This is a genomic window from Pseudomonas sp. F007, assembly GCF_057814275.1.
Map to the genome: position 1 here is coordinate 232,219 of NZ_JBVATA010000005.1, position 17,348 is coordinate 249,566.

General features: G+C 63.0%; 15 protein-coding genes. 13 read left to right on the top strand and 2 right to left on the bottom strand.

The window, feature by feature from the left end; genetic code table 11:
- Nucleotides 1–7 precede the first annotated feature (7 nt).
- From ACZYR5_RS13920 to ACZYR5_RS13930, 3 genes are read left to right on the top strand one after another with little or no spacing between them, the layout of a single operon-like run.
- Nucleotides 8–1,024: an iron ABC transporter substrate-binding protein gene (locus tag ACZYR5_RS13920; protein WP_489090548.1), complete on the top strand. Its 1,017-nt coding sequence runs from the start codon at nucleotides 8–10 to the stop codon at nucleotides 1,022–1,024.
- A gap of 4 nt (nucleotides 1,025–1,028) precedes the next feature.
- On the top strand, nucleotides 1,029–2,630 hold the full coding sequence (locus tag ACZYR5_RS13925; protein ID WP_489090549.1) for an ABC transporter permease: 1,602 nt from the start codon (nucleotides 1,029–1,031) through the stop codon (nucleotides 2,628–2,630).
- The gene (locus tag ACZYR5_RS13930) at nucleotides 2,627–3,748 is read left to right on the top strand and encodes an ABC transporter ATP-binding protein (protein ID WP_489090550.1); all 1,122 of its coding nucleotides are present in this window, start codon (nucleotides 2,627–2,629) and stop codon (nucleotides 3,746–3,748) included. Before ACZYR5_RS13925 ends, ACZYR5_RS13930 begins: the two co-directional genes overlap by 4 nt.
- 24 nt (nucleotides 3,749–3,772) lie before the next feature.
- On the opposite strand, the gene ACZYR5_RS13935 is transcribed toward ACZYR5_RS13930, so the two are convergent.
- Nucleotides 3,773–4,624, bottom strand: a complete 852-nt coding sequence (locus tag ACZYR5_RS13935) for a site-specific integrase (protein WP_489090811.1) — start codon at nucleotides 4,622–4,624, stop codon at nucleotides 3,773–3,775.
- A 591-nt stretch (nucleotides 4,625–5,215) separates the two neighbouring features.
- On the opposite strand from ACZYR5_RS13935, the gene arnC reads away from it, so the two are divergent.
- The 9 genes from arnC to ACZYR5_RS13980 all read left to right on the top strand — a co-directional run bounded on the left by arnC (nucleotide 5,216) and on the right by ACZYR5_RS13980 (nucleotide 15,353).
- Nucleotides 5,216–6,235, top strand: coding sequence for an undecaprenyl-phosphate 4-deoxy-4-formamido-L-arabinose transferase (arnC, locus tag ACZYR5_RS13940; protein WP_489090551.1), 1,020 nt, complete (start codon nucleotides 5,216–5,218; stop codon nucleotides 6,233–6,235).
- Nucleotides 6,232–8,223: a bifunctional UDP-4-amino-4-deoxy-L-arabinose formyltransferase/UDP-glucuronic acid oxidase ArnA gene (arnA, locus tag ACZYR5_RS13945; RefSeq protein ID WP_489090552.1), complete on the top strand. Its 1,992-nt coding sequence runs from the start codon at nucleotides 6,232–6,234 to the stop codon at nucleotides 8,221–8,223. Before arnC ends, arnA begins: the two co-directional genes overlap by 4 nt.
- Nucleotides 8,220–9,107, top strand: coding sequence for a 4-deoxy-4-formamido-L-arabinose-phosphoundecaprenol deformylase (gene arnD / locus ACZYR5_RS13950; RefSeq protein ID WP_489090812.1), 888 nt, complete (start codon nucleotides 8,220–8,222; stop codon nucleotides 9,105–9,107). Before arnA ends, arnD begins: the two co-directional genes overlap by 4 nt.
- The gene (gene arnT, locus ACZYR5_RS13955) at nucleotides 9,104–10,750 is read left to right on the top strand and encodes a lipid IV(A) 4-amino-4-deoxy-L-arabinosyltransferase (RefSeq protein ID WP_489090553.1); all 1,647 of its coding nucleotides are present in this window, start codon (nucleotides 9,104–9,106) and stop codon (nucleotides 10,748–10,750) included. Before arnD ends, arnT begins: the two co-directional genes overlap by 4 nt.
- Nucleotides 10,747–11,091, top strand: a complete 345-nt coding sequence (gene arnE / locus ACZYR5_RS13960) for a 4-amino-4-deoxy-L-arabinose-phosphoundecaprenol flippase subunit ArnE (protein ID WP_489090554.1) — start codon at nucleotides 10,747–10,749, stop codon at nucleotides 11,089–11,091. The genes arnT and arnE overlap by 4 nt, the downstream gene beginning before the upstream one ends.
- The gene (arnF, locus tag ACZYR5_RS13965; protein ID WP_489090555.1) at nucleotides 11,088–11,498 is read left to right on the top strand and encodes a 4-amino-4-deoxy-L-arabinose-phosphoundecaprenol flippase subunit ArnF; all 411 of its coding nucleotides are present in this window, start codon (nucleotides 11,088–11,090) and stop codon (nucleotides 11,496–11,498) included. The genes arnE and arnF overlap by 4 nt, the downstream gene beginning before the upstream one ends.
- Nucleotides 11,495–12,871 (top strand): UDP-glucose dehydrogenase family protein, encoded by a 1,377-nt coding sequence (locus tag ACZYR5_RS13970; protein ID WP_489090556.1) that lies wholly within the window; start codon nucleotides 11,495–11,497, stop codon nucleotides 12,869–12,871. Before arnF ends, ACZYR5_RS13970 begins: the two co-directional genes overlap by 4 nt.
- Nucleotides 12,872–12,880: 9 nt before the next feature.
- The gene (locus ACZYR5_RS13975) at nucleotides 12,881–14,473 is read left to right on the top strand and encodes an ArnT family glycosyltransferase (RefSeq protein ID WP_489090557.1); all 1,593 of its coding nucleotides are present in this window, start codon (nucleotides 12,881–12,883) and stop codon (nucleotides 14,471–14,473) included.
- A gap of 178 nt (nucleotides 14,474–14,651) precedes the next feature.
- Nucleotides 14,652–15,353 carry an HPP family protein gene (locus tag ACZYR5_RS13980; protein WP_489090558.1) on the top strand — a complete coding sequence of 234 codons (702 nt, stop codon included), beginning with the start codon at nucleotides 14,652–14,654 and terminating at the stop codon, nucleotides 15,351–15,353.
- Here ACZYR5_RS13980 and ACZYR5_RS13985 read toward each other — a convergent pair whose 3' ends face one another.
- Nucleotides 15,354–15,836, bottom strand: a complete 483-nt coding sequence (locus tag ACZYR5_RS13985; protein ID WP_489090559.1) for an Lrp/AsnC family transcriptional regulator — start codon at nucleotides 15,834–15,836, stop codon at nucleotides 15,354–15,356.
- A 404-nt stretch (nucleotides 15,837–16,240) separates the two neighbouring features.
- Here ACZYR5_RS13985 and ACZYR5_RS13990 point away from each other — a divergent pair, with 404 nt between their 5' ends.
- Nucleotides 16,241–17,347, top strand: a complete 1,107-nt coding sequence (locus tag ACZYR5_RS13990; RefSeq protein WP_489090560.1) for an enoyl-CoA hydratase/isomerase family protein — start codon at nucleotides 16,241–16,243, stop codon at nucleotides 17,345–17,347.
- Nucleotide 17,348: the final 1 nt, after the last annotated feature.

Below are 17,348 nucleotides of genomic sequence, written 5' to 3' on the forward strand. Positions count from 1 at the left end.
GCCGCTCATGAATCCTCGCCTCCCCGCGCGCCTCAAGGCCGCCGTTCTCGTTACCGCCCTGCTCGGCGCCGGCCATGTTTACGCAGCGCCCAGCGCTGAAGGGATCGTGGTCTACAACGCCCAGCACGAAGGCCTGACCAAGGCCTGGGTCGAAGGGTTTACCCGTGAAACCGGGATCAAGGTCACCCTGCGCAACGGCGATGACAGCGAGATGGGCAACCAACTGGTGCAGGAAGGCGCGGCCTCGCCGGCCGATGTGTTCCTGACCGAAAATTCGCCCTCGATGGTGCTGGTGGAGAATGCCGGCCTGTTCACCCCGGTAGCGCCAGCGACCCTGGAGCAAGTCGGCGCGCCTTATCGGCCGGCACACGGCAAATGGGTGGGGATCGCTGCGCGCTCGACGGTGTTCGTCTACAACACCAGCAAGCTCAATGCAGCCGCGCTGCCCAAGTCCCTGATGGATCTCGCCGACCCGGCCTGGAAAGGTCGCTGGGCCGCCTCGCCGGCCGGCGCCGACTTCCAGGCGATCGTCAGCGCAGTGCTGGAACTCAAGGGCGAAGCGGCCACCCTCGAATGGCTCAAGGGCATGAAGGCCAACGCCACCGCCTACCGTGGCAACAGCTCGGTGCTCAAGGCGGTGAATGCCGGGCAGATCGACGCTGGCGTGATCTACCACTACTACAGCTTCGTCGACCAGAACAAGACCGGGGAAAACAGCAAGAACACCGCGCTGCACTACTTCAAGCACAAGGACCCGGGTGCCTTTGTCAGCCTGTCCGGCGGCGGCGTGCTGGCCTCCAGCAAACACCAGGAAGAAGCCCAGGCGTTCCTCAAGTGGATCACCGGCAAGGACGGCCAGGCGATTCTCAAGGACGGCAAGTCGTTTGAATACGCGGTCGGCAAGGACGCCCAGTCCAACCCGAAACTGGTGCCGCTGGCGCAACTCGACGCCCCGGCGATTGATGTGTCCCGGCTCAACAGCAAGAAAGCCGTTGAATTGATGACCCAGGCCGGGTTGTTGTAAGCCCATGTCCAGGCCCGTATCGCTAGCAGATACCCGCGACGTTGCCCGCACGGCAACGCCTGCGGCCCTGCGTCCGGTTTCCCGGCAACGCGTCGGCAATGGGGTGATCGCAGCGTCGATCCTGGTGTCGTTGCTGGCGTTGATCCCCCTGGCATTCGTCATTGGCGTTTCGTTGCAAACCGGCTGGGCGACCATCGTCCAGTTGGTGTTTCGCCCGCGGGTCGGCGAATTGCTGATCAACACCGCCTTGCTGGTGTTGATCACCCTGCCCTTGTGCATTGTCCTGGGGGTGGCCCTGGCGTGGCTGACCGAGCGCACCGATCTGCCGGGGCGGCGGTTGTGGTCTGTGCTGGCGATCGCGCCGATTGCGGTACCGGCGTTCGTTCACAGTTATGCCTGGGTCAGCCTGGTGCCACCGATTCACGGGCTGCTTGCCGCGGTGCTGGTGTCGGTGATCGCCTATTTCCCCTTCCTCTATCTGCCGGTGGCGGCGACCTTGCGCCGGCTGGACCCGGCCATCGAAGACGTTGGCGAATCCCTCGGGCTGAAGCCCTGGGCGGTGTTCGTGCGCCTGGTACTGCCGCAATTGCGCCTGGCGATCTGCGGGGGGTCGCTGCTGGTGGGCCTGCACCTGCTCGCCGAATACGGCCTGTACGCGATGATTCGCTTCGACACCTTCACCACGGCGATCTTTGATCAGTTCCAGTCATCGTTCAACGGCCCGGCGGCGAATATGCTGGCCGGGGTGCTGGCGTTGTGTTGCCTGGTCATGCTGACGGTCGAATCGGCGGCGCGGGGCAAGGCACGGTATGCCAGGGTCGGTTCCGGCAGTGCCCGTCTGCAGCGCACGCAATTGTTGCGTGGCCGCACCCGTTACCTGGCGCTGTCCCTGCCCATCCTCACCAGCCTGGTGGCCTTGGGCGTGCCCTTGATCACCCTGGCGCAATGGCTGATGGCGGGCGGCAGCGAAGTCTGGCGCATGGACGAAATCCTCCCGGCACTCAAACAGACCCTGTGGCTGGCCAGTTTCGGCGCGCTGATGACAACACTGGCGGCGGTGCCGGTGGCGTGGTTGTCGATCCGCGCCCCTGGCCGTCTGCACCGGTTGCTGGAAAGCTGCAACTACATCACCAGTTCGTTGCCCGGCATCGTGGTTGCACTGGCCCTGGTCACGGTGACCATCCATTACGCCCGGCCGATCTACCAGACCACAGTCACCGTGCTGCTGGCCTATCTGCTGATGTTCCTGCCGCGGGCCCTGGTCAGCTTGCGCGCCGGCATCGCCCAGGCCCCGGTGGAACTGGAAAACATCGCCCGCAGCCTCGGCCGCTCGCCGAGCCAGGCGCTGTGGCTGATCACCTTGCGCCTGGCGGCACCGGGAGCGGCTGCCGGCGCAGCGCTGGTGTTCCTGGCGATCAGCAATGAGCTGACCGCCACTTTGCTGCTGTCACCCAGCGGCACCCGCACCCTGGCCACCGGCTTCTGGGCGATGACCAGCGAAATCGATTACGCGGCGGCAGCGCCTTATGCGTTGATGATGATCCTGCTGTCGCTGCCCTTGACCGCCCTTCTCTATCACCAATCCAAACGCACGGCAGGCCGATGAACGCCCTCGAACTCAACGCCCTCTTCAAGCGCTTCGGCAAGCTGCCGGCTCTGGACGATGTCAGTCTTTCGGTGCCGGCCGGCAGCCGCACCGCGATTGTCGGACCCTCGGGGTCGGGCAAGACCACCTTGCTGCGGATGATCGCCGGCTTCGAGTTTCCCGACGCCGGCAGCATCCAGCTCAACGGCCAGACCCTGGTGGATGCGACTACCCAGGTGCCGGCCCACCAGCGCTCGATCGGCTACGTGCCCCAGGACGGCGCGCTGTTTCCGCACATGACGGTGGCCGGCAATATCGGCTTCGGCTTGTCCGGCACGGCGGCGGCGAAACAGCAGCGCATCGAGGAACTGCTGGAGAGCGTGGTGCTCGAGCCGCACATGGCCAAGCGTTGGCCCCATGAGTTGTCGGGCGGCCAGCAACAGCGGGTGGCGCTGGCCCGGGCGCTGGCGCAACGGCCGCGACTGATGCTGCTGGACGAGCCGTTCTCGGCGCTGGACACCGGCTTGCGCGCGTCGATGCGCAAGATGGTCGCCAGGCTGCTGTCGGATGCTGGCGTGACCACCATCCTGGTGACCCACGACCAGACCGAAGCGCTGTCGTTCGCCGACCAACTGGCGGTAATGCGCCACGGTCGTCTGGTGCAGGCCGGTCAGCCGATGGACCTGTACCTGCGCCCCCACGACAGCCAGACCGCATTTTTCCTCGGCGACGCGGTGGTGATGCCGGCGCGGGTCGAAGACGGCTGGGCCACCTGCGACCTGGGGCGGATTCAGGTCAACAATCCGCTGCATCGCGGCCCGGCGCACATCATGCTGCGCCCCGAACAGTTGCATCTGGTGCCGCACTCAGGCCCGGCGCACCAGGCCAACGGCTGCCTAGGGGTGGTCACCGAGCGCGATTTCGGCGGCAATGTCTGCACCTTGACCGTCGAACTGCACACCCGGCTGTGTCCGCTGCACGGGCATCCGGGCAATCGCTCGCTGCTGGTGCGCAGTTCGGGCATCGGTGCGCCTCCAACCGGCAGCACGGTGCACATATCAGCCCTGGGGGATGCCCATGTGCTGGCTGACACCGTGGTGCACGACAATGAACCCATTAGCTCACAAGTTACCTTATGATTTAACGGTAACCTGCTGATAAATCTAAAGATCGAAGCGGTCAACGGCGCGCCGCCGTTCATTGTCATCGCGCACGTCGTAATTGGCGGTGGTCTGGATGTTGCTGTGGTGCGCCAGTTTCTGCGCGATCGACAGGTCGTGCTCCTCGATCACTCGGGTGATGAATGAGCGGCGGAAGTCGTGGGGCATGATTTTCACCCCAACCTGGGTCCCACGCTGGCGGGCGATGTAGTAGATCGCATGCTTGGTGATGCGCTCGCGGGTGATGTGGCTGCCGCGGCGAATCCGATTGAACAGAAAACCATCGTCTTCCTGGCCTTCGACCAGGAATGAGCGGCGCAGCTCCAGCCAGGCTTCAAGCTTGTCGAACGCCCAGGTCGGCGCGTACTTGATCAACTGCTTGTTGCCCTTGCCGGTCACTTGCAGGCTGCGCTCGTTGAAGTCGACCTGGGCCAGGTCGAGGTTGACCGATTCCGACTTGCGCATCCCCGAGCCATACAACAAGGCAATCACCGCTGCATCCCGCTTGCCCTGGGGCCGTGGATCGGCGGCGCACACGGCCATCAGGTCGTGGATCAGCGTGCGCTTGAGGTTGCGCCCCTGGGACAGGCGCGTCCCGGCAATGCCCTTGACCGAGCGGATCTTCAGCAGGTGATCCTGGCTGATCAGGCTCATGCGCCAGGCTTCGTTCATTACCCCGCGCACCGCGTTGACGTACAACGACGAGGTATTGGGCGCGTAGCCGTCACTGCGCAGTGCCGCCACCAGGGCGATGACATCTTCAGGCTGCAGTTGGTGCCAGGGAATGTCTTCGATATTCAGTTCATCGAAACCCAGGCGGTCAGCGGCATCCTGCAGCACGTAGCGGATGGTCATCTGGCTGGAGGGCGCGAGACGCGCCAGGTACAGGGACAGGGGATTGGCGCGTGGAGCCTGGTGGACGGGGGTATCGGGCAACTCTGACAAACGAAATGGACCTTCAATGAACATGGCTCGGATGGATTCGAGCGCTGAGTGACAACGAGAGACGGCCGACAAGGATAAACCGGGGAATCCATGCTGTCTGCGCCAACCCCTGTCTGTCGGAAATTTCCGATAAAACAACCGACAACCGACGCCAGTCTGAACACTTGCTGTAAAGCCTTACGCTAAACGATTCCAACACTGTTTTTTCATGTCACTTTCACATTTTTGCGCTTACTCTCAGCGCCACCGCAACAACTGGCCGAATAACACCACTGTCGCCGCCCTGAAATTTCAGTCCAGCAATGTGCATTTTCATAAAAGCCTGCTAAACCTCTGATATTAATTATTTTTCCTAATCCACGTGGTAAGGGATAACGCATTGAAACCTCGTTTGGCGCGCGGCCGCTTGCCGGCGCACTCTGCCCCAATGCCCGATACCGAATGGAACTCGGCACACCGCGCTGTCAGCGGTGCCCTTGAACACACCCAGGACCCAAGCCATTGAAGCCCTATCCAATCCATTGCGTCTCGATCGTCATCCCGGTCTACAACGAAGAGGAAAGCCTGCCCGAGTTGCTGCGGCGCACTGAAGCGGCGTGCGAGCAACTCAAGCAGGACTATGAAATCGTCATGGTCGATGACGGCAGCCGCGACACCTCCGCCCAGTTGCTCGAAGCCGCCGCCGAACGCGAGGGCAGCAAGGTGGTGGCGGTGATTCTCAACCGTAACTACGGCCAGCATGCGGCAATCATGGCTGGCTTCGAACAGTGCCGGGGCGACGTGGTGATTACCCTGGACGCCGACCTGCAGAACCCGCCCGAAGAAATCCCGCGCCTGGTGGCCCAGGCCGAACTGGGTTACGACGTGGTCGCCACGGTGCGCAACAATCGCCAGGACTCGGCCTTGCGCCGTTACCCATCGAAGCTGATCAACCTTGCGGTGCAGCGCTCCACCGGTGTCGCCATGAGCGACTACGGCTGCATGCTGCGGGCCTACCGGCGCACAGTGGTCGATGCCATGCTCGCCTGCCGCGAGCGCAGTACCTTTATCCCGATCCTTGCCAACAGCTTCGCCCGCCACACCACCGAAATCCTCGTGCAGCACGCCGAGCGCGAGCATGGCGAATCCAAGTACAGCGCCATGCGCCTGATCAACCTGATGTTCGACCTGATCACCTGCATGACCACCACCCCGCTGCGCCTGCTGAGCATCATCGGCTTCAGCATGGCGGCGCTGGGCATGCTCTTCGCCTTCAGCCTGATCCTGTTGCGCCTGGTGTTCGGCGCCGGCTGGGCCGGTGACGGCATGTTCGTGCTGTTTGCGATTCTCTTCGTGTTCACCGGCGGCCAGTTCATCGGCATGGGCCTGCTGGGTGAATACCTGGGGCGCATGTACGGCGACGTCCGGGCACGCCCGCGCTTCTTTATCGAAAAGGTCCTGCGCAGCCAACCCGCTGCGCCGGCACCCGCTGTCACTGTCGACGGCTTGACTTCCTCTCCTACTGACCAGGTTGCGCCATGAGTACTAAAGCTGTTGTTTTTGCCTACCACGACATCGGCTGCGCAGGCATTCAGGCCCTGCTCGACGCCGGCATCCAGATCGCTGCGGTGTTCACTCACCCCGACGATCCCAAGGAAAACACCTTCTACGGCTCCGTCGCACAGCTCTGCGCGCGCCAAGGCATCACCGTGCATGCCCCGGAAGATGCCAATCACCCGCTGTGGGTCGAGCGCATCGCCAAGCTCAACGCCGATTACCTGTTCTCCTTCTATTACCGCAACCTGCTGAGCGAAGCGCTGCTGGCCACCGCGAGCAAGGGCGCATTCAACCTGCACGGCTCGTTGCTGCCGGCCTATCGCGGCCGCGCACCGGCCAACTGGGTGCTGGTCAACGGGGAAAGCGTGACCGGCGTGACCCTGCACCGCATGGTCAAGCGCGCCGATGCCGGCGCCATCGTCGCCCAGCAACAGGTCGCGATCGAGCGCCAGGACACCGCCCTGACCCTGCACGGCAAGCTGCGTGAAGCGGCCTCGAGCCTGCTGCGCGACACGCTGCCGCTGCTGATCCAGGGCAAGACCACTGAAACCCCGCAGGACGAGTCCAAGGCCAGCGTCTACGGTCGCCGTACCGCCGCCGATGGCAAGCTCGACTGGAAGCTGCCGGCCGAGCAACTGTTCAACCTGGTGCGCGCCGTGACCCAGCCTTACCCAGGCGCCTTCTGCGCGGTGGGCGAGCACAAGCTGATCGTCTGGAGCGCCGAGGTGGTCAAGGGCAACGAAGGGCAGGCACCGGGCCGGGTGATCAGTGTCGAGCCGCTGCGCATTGCCTGCGGTGAAGACTCGCTGGTGATCGTCTCCGGGCAGCGCAACGACAACGGCCTGTTCCTCGGCGGCCCGCAACTGGCCGACGAGCTGGGGCTGGTCGACGGTTCGCTGTTGCGCGGTGCCGAATCCGGCCGCGCGCCACGCCGCACACGGGTACTGATCCTCGGCGTCAACGGCTTCATCGGCAATCACCTGTCCGAGCGCCTGCTGCGTGACGACCGCTACGAAGTCTACGGCCTGGACATCGGCTGCGACGCCATCGAGCGCCTGCGCAATCACCCGAATTTCCATTACGTCGAAGGCGATATCAGCATTCACTCGGAGTGGATCGAGTACCACATCAAGAAGTGCGACGTGGTCCTGCCGCTGGTGGCCATCGCCACGCCCATCGAATACACCCGTAACCCGCTTCGCGTGTTCGAACTGGACTTCGAGGAAAACCTCAAGCTGGTGCGCTACTGCGTCAAGTACAACAAGCGCGTGATCTTCCCTTCGACGTCGGAAGTCTATGGCATGTGCCAGGACCAGAACTTCGACGAAGACACCTCCAACCTGATCGTCGGGCCGATCAACAAGCAGCGCTGGATCTACTCGGTGTCCAAGCAACTGCTGGACCGGGTGATCTGGGCCTACGGCCAGAAAGGCCTGAACTTCACCCTGTTCCGTCCGTTCAACTGGATGGGTCCGCGCCTGGACCGCCTCGATTCTGCGCGCATCGGCAGCTCCCGGGCGATCACCCAGTTGATCCTCAATCTGGTGGAAGGCACGCCGATCCGCTTGTTCGACGGCGGCGAGCAAAAGCGCTGCTTCACCGACATCGCCGATGGTATCGAAGCCCTGGCGCGGATCATCGACAACGACAACGGCGTGTGCAACGGCCAGATCATCAACATCGGCAACCCGGACAACGAAGCCAGCATTCGCCAGTTGGGCGAAGAACTGTTGCGCCAGTTCGAGGCCCATCCGCTGCGCAGCAACTTCCCGCCCTTCGCCGGTTTCCGCGAAGTCGAGAGCAAGGCGTTCTACGGCGCCGGTTACCAGGACGTGGCGCACCGCAAGCCGAGCATCGCCAACGCCAAGCGTCTGCTGGACTGGACGCCGACCGTTGAAATGAGCGAGACCATCGGCAACACGCTGGACTTCTTCCTGCGCGAAGCCATGCTCGAAATCGCGGACAAGCGCTGATGCAGGCAGGTCTTCGTATCGATGTCGACACCTACCGGGGGACCCGTGACGGGGTCCCCCGTTTGTTGGAGTTGCTGGACGAAGCTCAGGTCAAGGCGACGTTTTTCTTCAGCGTCGGCCCGGACAACATGGGGCGCCACTTGTGGCGCCTGATCCGTCCACAGTTTCTCTGGAAGATGCTGCGTTCCAACGCCGTCGGCCTGTATGGCCTGGACATCCTGCTGGCCGGCACCGCCTGGCCGGGCAAGCCGATCGGCCGTGATCTCGGTCACCTGATGCGCCAGACCGCCGCCGCGGGCCATGAAGTCGGCCTGCACGCCTGGGATCACCATGGCTGGCAGGCCAATGCCGGACGCTGGAGTGACGCACAGTTGAGCGAGCAGATTCGTCGCGGGGTCGAGACCCTCAGTGACATTCTCGGCCAGCCCGTCGAGTGCTCGGCGGCAGCCGGTTGGCGTGCCGATCAGCGGGTGGTCGAGGCCAAGCAGCGCTTCGGTTTTCGCTACAACAGCGACTGTCGCGGACACAGCCTGTTCCAGCCACGACTGGCGGACGGCAGCGTTGGCGCCGTGCAAATTCCGGTCGACTTGCCGACCTTCGATGAAGTGGTCGGGCCGCTGGTATCTGTCGAGGCATTCAATGCATTCATTCTCGAGCGCTTCAGCCCCAAGAAGCTGAACGTCTACACCATCCACGCAGAGGTAGAAGGGATTCTGATGGCTGATCATTTCCGAGCTTTGCTCAAGGATGCGCGTGCGCGTGACATCCAGTTCCAACCCCTGGGCCAGCTGTTGCCCACCGACCCCGCCCGCCTGCCCACCGGCCAGGTGTTGCGCGGTGCCCTCGAAGGCCGTGAAGGCTGGCTGGGAGTGCAAGGCGCATGACCAGACGCTGGGCGCTGCCCCTTCTGCTGTTGGCCTTCGGCCTCTTCTACCTGCTGCCGACCGTCACCCACGGTTTGTGGATTCCGGATGAAACCCGCTATGCGCAAATCGGCCAGGAAATGCTCCTGAGCGGGCACTGGGCATCGCCGCATTTCATGGGCATCCGCTATTTCGAGAAACCGGTGGCTGGCTACTGGATGATCGCCATCGGCCAGGCGATTTTCGGTGACAACCTGTTCGGCGTGCGCATCGCCTCGGCGTTGAGTACGGGCCTGAGCGTTTTGCTGGCCTACCTGATTGCCCGGCGGCTGTGGAATGACCCACGCAAGAGCCTGACCTGCGCCCTGCTCTACATGAGCTTCTGCGTGGTGGTCGGCCAGGCCGGCTATGCCAACCTCGATCCGCAATTCACCTTCTGGGTCAACCTGAGCCTGGTGGGGCTGTGGTTTGCCTGCGACAGCCAGACGCCGCGTGCGCGCATTGGCTTCTGGGCGCTGACCGGATTCGCCTGCGGCATGGGTTTCATGACCAAGGGCTTCCTCGCCTGGTTGCTGCCGGTGCTGGTTGCATTGCCCTATATGGCCTGGCAGAAACGCCTGCGTGAACTGCTGACCTACGGCGGCATCGCCGTGCTGGTCGCGGTGTTGGTGAGCCTGCCCTGGGCCCTGACGATCCACGCCCAGGAGCCGGACTTCTGGAATTTCTTCTTCTGGCATGAACACATCCGCCGCTTCTCTGGCGAGGACGCGCAACACGCTGAACCTTTCTGGTACTACCTGCCGTTGCTGGTCGCCTTCAGCCTGCCCTGGGTTGCGTTGCTGCCGGTGGCGTTCAAGCAAGCCTGGCAGGAACGTCGCCAGGCAAGCATTGGCTTCCTGCTGATCTGGCTGCTGATGCCGCTGCTGTTCTTCAGCATCGCCAAGGGCAAGCTGCCGAGCTATATCTTCCCTTGCCTGTTGCCGCTGGCGTTGTTGATGGGCCACGCGCTAGTGGATCGCCTGTCGGCCAGGCAGACCCGGGCCATCAGTATCAATGGCGTATTGAACCTGGTGCTGGGCCTGCTGGTATTGCTGGCGCTGGTGTATTTCCAGATCAAAAAGCCGTTGTACCACCAGGAACCCGAGCACCTGGTGCTGGTGTTTGCCGCGCTGATTGGCTGGATTCTCTGCAGTGCCGTGCAAGCCCTGCGGCCACTGCAGCTGTGGGCAGCGCCGGTTCTGGGCAGTTGGTTGTTCGTCGCACTGGTGCCAGCCGGCCTGCCCAATTCGGTGGTCTACAACAAGACCCCGGACCAGTTCATCATCGACCACGTCCCGGAACTCAGCCAGAGCACCCGCCTGTTGAGCAACGACCTCGGTGCGGCGTCCGCCCTGGCCTGGCGTCTCAAGCGCCCCGACGTGGCGCTCTACAACACCGTCGGCGAAGTGAAATATGGCCTGGCGTACCCTGATGCCCTGCATCGCCGAGTCGATTTGCAGCAAGTCGGCCAGTGGATGAGCGACGCACGCAAGGAAGGCCAGGTGGGTGTGGTGATGCGCATCAACGGCGACGAACACTATGAAATCGACCAGTTGCCCCAGGACTTCAAGCGTTACGACCAGGGCAATCTGGTGATTCTGATCTTCGCCAAGAGTCAACCATGAGCCTGCTGTGGGTACTTCTCGCCTGTCTGCTCACCTGCCTCGGCCAGGTGGCCCAGAAGTACGCGGTGGAAAGCTGGCGCGACCAGCCCTCCACCTTGCTGGCCAAACTGCGCTCGCCGTGGCTGTGGCTGGCCCTGGCGAGCCTGGGCCTGGGCCTGCTGGTCTGGCTACTGGTACTGCAGCGCCTTGACGTCGGCGTCGCCTACCCGATGCTCAGCCTGAACTTTGTGTTGATCACCCTGATCGCGCGGTTTGTCTTCCACGAAAGCATCGATCGCCGGCACTGGCTGGGCGTCGCCCTGGTAATCAGCGGCGTGGCCCTGCTCGGAGCCCAGCTATGAGCAGGCGCGGTATCGGTTTTGCCCTCGGCAGCGTGTTGTTGGTCAGCGGCGCCCAGTTGGGCATGCGCTGGAGCATGAGCCATTTGCCGCTGCCGACGCAGTGGCTGGCGGCCCTGGAGTCCGGTGCGATCGACTTGCTGGCGGTCGGCGTGGTGCTGGCCTCGATCCTGGCCTATGCGCTGTCGATGCTTTGCTGGCTGCTGGCCCTGCGCGATCTGCCGCTGGGGCGCGCCTATTCGCTGCTGAGCATCAGCTATGCGCTGGTCTACCTGCTGGCAGCCAGCCTGCCGCTGTTCAACGAACCCTTCAGCCTGTCCAGGACCCTGGGGGTGGCCTTGGTCATTCTCGGGGTCCTGACCATTAATTTGCGCGGCAATCGCCCTTCAGACATCAGGAACGCCTCATGAAAATCAGTGTAATCGGCAGTGGCTACGTGGGTCTGGTCCAGGCGGCGGTGCTGGCCGAGGTTGGCCACGACGTGGTGTGCATGGACATCGACGAGCGCAAGATCGAACTGCTCAAACAAGGCCATGTGAGTATTTTCGAACCCGGCCTGTCGAGCCTGGTACGCGAAGGCATGGAGTCCGGCCGGCTGCGTTTCAGTTGTGATGAAAAACTGGCGATCCAGCACGGCCGAGTACTGTTCATCGCCGTAGGCACCCCTTCTGATGAAGACGGCTCGGCGGACCTGCGTTATGTCCTCTCGGTGGGCGACGCGGTGGCTCGTCACCGTGAGCAACCGTTGATCCTCGCGGAAAAGTCCACCGTTCCGGTGGGTACCGGCGACACCTTGCGCGCCCATATCGAAGCCAAGCTAGAGGCCGCTGGACGCAGCCTGCAATTCGATATCGTCTCCAACCCGGAATTTCTCAAGGAAGGTTCCGCGGTCGCCGACTGCCGCCGCCCTGACCGGATCATCATCGGCTGCGAAAGTGAAGAAGTGCGCGAGGTCATGCGTGACCTGTACGCGCCCTTCAACCGCAACCACGACCGCATCCTATGCATGGACCTGCGCAGCGCCGAGCTGACCAAGTACGCCGCCAACTGCATGCTGGCGACCAAGATCAGCTTCATCAATCAGATATCCGAACTGGCCGAGCACCTGGGGGCCGACATCGAATCGGTACGCCTGGGCATCGGCGCCGACCAGCGCATCGGCTATCACTTCATCTACCCTGGCTGCGGCTACGGTGGCTCGTGCTTCCCCAAGGACATGCGCGCGTTGATCCACAGCGCCGAGCAGGCCAACTGCTCCAGCGATCTGTTGCAGGCAGTCGAGGCGATCAACGAGCGGCAGAAACACAAGCTGTTCGAGCGGATCAAGGCCTTCTACAACGGCGACCTCAAGGGCCGCACCTTCGCCCTCTGGGGCCTTGCCTTCAAACCCAACACCGATGACATGCGCGACGCGCCGAGCCGGGTGTTGCTGGAATCGCTGTGGGCGGCCGGTGCGTCGGTCAGCGCCTTCGACCCCGAAGCCATGCAGGAAACCCAACGCCTGTACCCGGACCAAAGCCAACTGCTGCTGATGGGCACGCCGGAGTCGGTGCTCAAGGATGCCGACGCGCTGATCGTCTGCACCGAGTGGCAGCAATTCAAGGCCCCGGACTTCGACCTGATCCAGCAACGCCTCAAGGCCCCGGTGATCTTCGACGGGCGCAACCTGTACGACGCCGACCGCCTGGCGCGCGCCGGCTTCAAGTACTTCCCGATGGGACGTGGCGAGTCGCGCAACCTGCCGATCTCGCAACATCCGCGCACCAACGCTGACGCCGCCTGAGTCGGCGGCGTGCCTTGCCCAACGATACGCCAACAGTCCCTGGGCCTGGGACTGTTGGCCCTGCTGCTGTTCTGCGCCGGGGTCTATCAGCAGAGCGCGATCGGTTTCGATAGCCGCTTCGTGCTGTTTGCCGAGGAAATGCTGCGCCATGGACCGGGGTTCTTTCCCACCACCTACGGCCAGCCCTACGCTGACTACTCGGCCACTTCGACCTTGTTTACCTGGCTGCTGTCGCTGCCGTTCGGCCAGGTCAACGCCCTGACCGCCTGGTTGCCCAGCGCCCTCGCTTCGGCCGTCATTGTCACCTTGATCTATCGCCTGCTGGCGCCCTGCTCCCGCACCTGGGCGCTGTGCAGCATCGCCCTGCTGTTGCTGAGCAATACCTTCATCAGCGAAACCCGTGCCGTGTCCCTCGACCAGATGGTCGCGGCGCTGACGTTCGCGGTGTTCTACCTGGGTTACGCCCACGACCACTATCAGGCACCCCGGCGCCTGCCACTGATACTCGCGCTGTTGCTGCTGGGGTTTGCCATTCGCGGGCCGATCGGGCTGGTGGTGCCCACCGGCGTGTTGTGCGTTTACTACCTGCTTGGCGGACAGTGGCGACGGATGCTGGGCGTTGGCCTGATGGCTGCGCTGTTGCTGGGTTTGGCCATCGGCTTGCTGCTGTGGCTGGCCCATATCAGTGGCGGGCCGGACTTCGTCCAGGACGTGATCCGCATGCAGTTCATGGGGCGCATGGATGGCAGCGAAGGCGCCAGCGAGCCGCTGTATTACTTCACCAGTTCCCTGGGCAACTACGCGCTGGCCTACCCCCTGGCCGTGCTGGTGCTGATCGCGCTGGTGTTCAGCCGTCGCGAGCCCGGCCCGGCCCGGCGCCTGCTGATGTATTGCCTGGCGGGCGGGCTGCTGGTGATGATCGGCCTGTCGATTCCCATGGCGAAGAAAGCCCGCTACCTGCTGCCCATGCTGCCGATGGCGGCGATCATTGCCGCCTACCCGTTCCAGGGCAGTGCGCTGCCGGTGTGGCGGTGGATGCGCCGGCTGATGCTGGGGCTGTGGCTGGTCATTCCGGGGGTGTTGATGGTCGGCGTGCTGATTGCTCGACGGCGTTTTCCGGAGCTGCTCGGCTCACCGGGTTGGATCCTCGGGATACTGGCGCTCCTGCAAGTGCTTGCCCTGGTCCTGCTGTTCAAGCCGCATGCGCGCACAGTCGGGCTGGCCTTCAGCGCGGTGCTGGCGGTGTGGTCGAGTTACATCCTGGTCATCGAGCCTGCGCAGCATGCTCAATACGATACGCGCACCTTCAGCCGCGCCGCCTTCGCCCTGATCCAGCAGGACCCGGCGCCCGTGCTGCTGCACGGCATGGGCAAGGATGCCAAGGCGATCAAGTTCATGGTCAACCTCGATCAGGACCTGTTGCCTGAATTCACCCACTCCGAGGAGCAGTTGCTGCAACGGGTTGGCCCGGCCTGGCTGGTGATCGACGGCAGTGATTTCGCCGCCTTGCATGATCCTCGGCTGACGTCCCTGAAACCGGTGTTCAGCGGCACTTTCGACAAGGATCCGTACCTGCTGTTGCGCCTCCCGGCCACGCCCTGAATCAGGGCATACCTCAAAATTAATGCACTGAAACTGCACTAATATGAATTTGTCAGTGACCGTACAGGGCGGCACACTGTGCCGGTTCCTCCCCCATGTTGGAACCCTTGAAGGGCTTTGCGGTGCTCCGTACAAGCCCTTGTTTTTGCCTGCCCTTTGTCACTGGACCGATCTGCCCATGCTTGCTCGCTGGATTCCTGCCGCCATCAATACCCGTCCCACCGAATGGAGCCGCGCCGCCATTGGCATGTCCCTGGGCACGCTGCTCAGTGTCTGGGTGTGTGCCCAAGTATTCGGCATGCAGGTGGCGTTGCACCTGATCGGCCCCCTGGGCGCCTCGGCAGTGCTGCTGTTTGCCGTGGCGTCCGGCGCCTTGGCGCAACCCTGGTCGATCATCGGTGGCTACCTGTGCGCCACAGTGGTAGCGCTGTTGGTAGCACACGTGCTCGGTCGTAACCTGGGCAGCGCGTGCCTGGCCGCCGGCCTCGGTCTGCTGCTGATGTGCTGGCTGCGTTGCCTGCATCCGCCGGCTGGGGCCCTGGCGTTGCTGATGGTGCTGGCCGACCCGGCGACCATCGCTCTCGACTGGAAAGCCCTGGGCCCGGTGATGCTCGGCGCCTCGAGCCTGCTGCTCTTCGCCCTCGCCTACAACAACCTGACCCGCGTGCATTACCCCAAGCGTGCCGCCGAGCCGGTGCCGGAAGTGCTGCGCTCACCGACCGACAGCCAGGCGATCAATGCCGAGGACCTGAAAGCTGCATTGGCCGACCTCGAGGCCTTCTTCGACGTCACCCCCGAAGACCTCGAACAGCTGATCCACGCCAGCGAGCGTCACGCCAAGCGCCGCAGCATCGGGGAAGTACTCAGCCGCAGCGTTTAGTCAGGTTGGACTTGAGGTCTTGACCATGGCCAGCTCGGGGTGGCTGACCAGTTTGTCGATGTGCAGCTCCGGGTCATCGAACCAGAGTTCGGTCAGCACCCGGTAGTGCTCCATGTCGCGGCAGCGCATGCGCAGACTGTAGTCGAAGGCACCGCTGATCAACTGGCATTCGAGCACTTGCGGACAAGCACGTACGGTCGCCTCGAAGGCTTTTTGTGCGGCCCGGCCACTCTGGTTGGACAAGGCCACCAACACCAGGAGGGACAAGCCCGGGGTCAATTTCTTTTCGTCGAGAATCGCGCCGTAACCGCGGATGACGCCCAACTGTTCCAGTTTACGCACCCGCTCCAGGCATGGCCGAGGCGTGAGGTGCACACGCTCCGAGAGCTTTTGATAGGTGATGCGCCCGTCATGACGCAGCACCTCGATAATCGCTTGATCGATACGATCAAGCACAATCGACAGATCGCGGATATCCGCCATAGTTGTCTTGCCTCCTTTCAAGCGACCCAATTCGAATGACGCTGCAGTTTTGTGCTGTGGCGGGTCTTGAGCGAACCATTGTCACCAACAGCCCCGTAACCTTCAACCGATTGGCGGGGTTGGGCGATGTGGCCGGCCAGCATGCCTATGGGTCGAACCTTCGAGGTGTCGTTAGCGGCCTCTGAAACAGCACAAACAAACTGTAATCCGCTGAATCACAGCCGATTCTGTCGTGATCATCCGGCTTCGCCTGCAACGTCCCGAATGACGTCTGTCCATACTGCAAAAATGCACACCAGACCTGCATTCTTCTGGGTTGTACATCGCAAATTTGCACTGTTACGATCGACCATCGCCCGCGCGCGGGTTTGTCTATAAAGAACAATAAAAGCAGGGAGTTACTGATGACTGCTCAGGTTACATCTCCGGCAATCCAGCCCATGGACGCCATGCAGAACGAAGTCCTCGCCGAAGTCCGCAACCATATCGGCCATCTGACCCTCAATCGCCCCGCCGGCCTCAATGCCCTGACCCTGGACATGGTGCGCAATCTGCACCGGCAACTTGATGCCTGGGCCACCGATAACCAGGTGCATGCCGTGGTCCTGCGCGGCGCCGGCGAGAAAGCTTTTTGTGCCGGTGGCGATATCCGCTCGCTGCATGACAGCTTCAAGAACGGCGACACCCTGCACGAAGACTTCTTCGTCGAGGAATATGCCCTCGACCTGGCCATTCATCACTACCGCAAACCGGTCCTGGCACTGATGGACGGTTTCGTCCTCGGCGGCGGCATGGGCCTGGTCCAGGGTGCCGACCTGCGTGTAGTCACCGAACGCAGCCGCCTGGCGATGCCGGAAGTCGGCATCGGTTATTTCCCGGATGTCGGCGGCAGCTATTTCCTCTCGCGGATTCCTGGCGAACTGGGGATCTACCTCGGCGTCAGCGGCGTGCAGATTCGTGCCGCCGATGCGCTGTACTGCGGCCTGGCCGACTGGTGCCTGGAGAGCACCAAACTGGCCGAACTGGACCAGCGTCTCGATCAACTGCAATGGCGCGACACGCCACTCAAGGACCTGCAAGGCCTGCTCGCCCAACTGGCCGTGCAGCAGTTGCCCGATGCACCGCTGCAGGCCCTGCGCCCGGCCATCGATCACTTCTTTGCCTTGCCCGACGTCGCGAGCATCATCGAACAGTTGCGCGCCGTCAGCGTCGCCGACAGTCGCGAATGGGCGCTGACCACTGCCGACCTGTTGCAGACCCGCTCGCCCCTTGCCATGGCGGTGACCCTGGAGATGCTCCGTCGTGGCCGAGAACTGAGCCTCGAGCAGTGTTTTGCCCTGGAATTGCACCTGGATCGCCAATGGTTTGAACGCGGTGACCTGATCGAAGGCGTACGCGCCCTGCTGATCGACAAAGACAAGAACCCCCGCTGGAATCCACCGACCGTGCAGGCGCTGGACGCCGCGCACGTGGCGAGTTTCTTCAGCGGTTTTGCCCAGAGCGGGAGCTGAG

Coding starts and splice junctions, on each gene's coding strand:
- ACZYR5_RS13985 (WP_489090559.1), bottom strand. CDS start 15,836: ATGGCGGATATCCGCGATCTGTCGATTGTGCTTGATCGTATCGATCAA.
- ACZYR5_RS13920 (WP_489090548.1), top strand. CDS start 8: ATGAATCCTCGCCTCCCCGCGCGCCTCAAGGCCGCCGTTCTCGTTACC.
- ACZYR5_RS13990 (WP_489090560.1), top strand. CDS start 16,241: ATGACTGCTCAGGTTACATCTCCGGCAATCCAGCCCATGGACGCCATG.
- arnT (WP_489090553.1), top strand. CDS start 9,104: ATGACCAGACGCTGGGCGCTGCCCCTTCTGCTGTTGGCCTTCGGCCTC.
- arnA (WP_489090552.1), top strand. CDS start 6,232: ATGAGTACTAAAGCTGTTGTTTTTGCCTACCACGACATCGGCTGCGCA.
- ACZYR5_RS13935 (WP_489090811.1), bottom strand. CDS start 4,624: ATGACCATCCGCTACGTGCTGCAGGATGCCGCTGACCGCCTGGGTTTC.
- ACZYR5_RS13980 (WP_489090558.1), top strand. CDS start 14,652: ATGCTTGCTCGCTGGATTCCTGCCGCCATCAATACCCGTCCCACCGAA.
- ACZYR5_RS13930 (WP_489090550.1), top strand. CDS start 2,627: ATGAACGCCCTCGAACTCAACGCCCTCTTCAAGCGCTTCGGCAAGCTG.
- ACZYR5_RS13925 (WP_489090549.1), top strand. CDS start 1,029: ATGTCCAGGCCCGTATCGCTAGCAGATACCCGCGACGTTGCCCGCACG.
- ACZYR5_RS13970 (WP_489090556.1), top strand. CDS start 11,495: ATGAAAATCAGTGTAATCGGCAGTGGCTACGTGGGTCTGGTCCAGGCG.
- arnE (WP_489090554.1), top strand. CDS start 10,747: ATGAGCCTGCTGTGGGTACTTCTCGCCTGTCTGCTCACCTGCCTCGGC.
- arnF (WP_489090555.1), top strand. CDS start 11,088: ATGAGCAGGCGCGGTATCGGTTTTGCCCTCGGCAGCGTGTTGTTGGTC.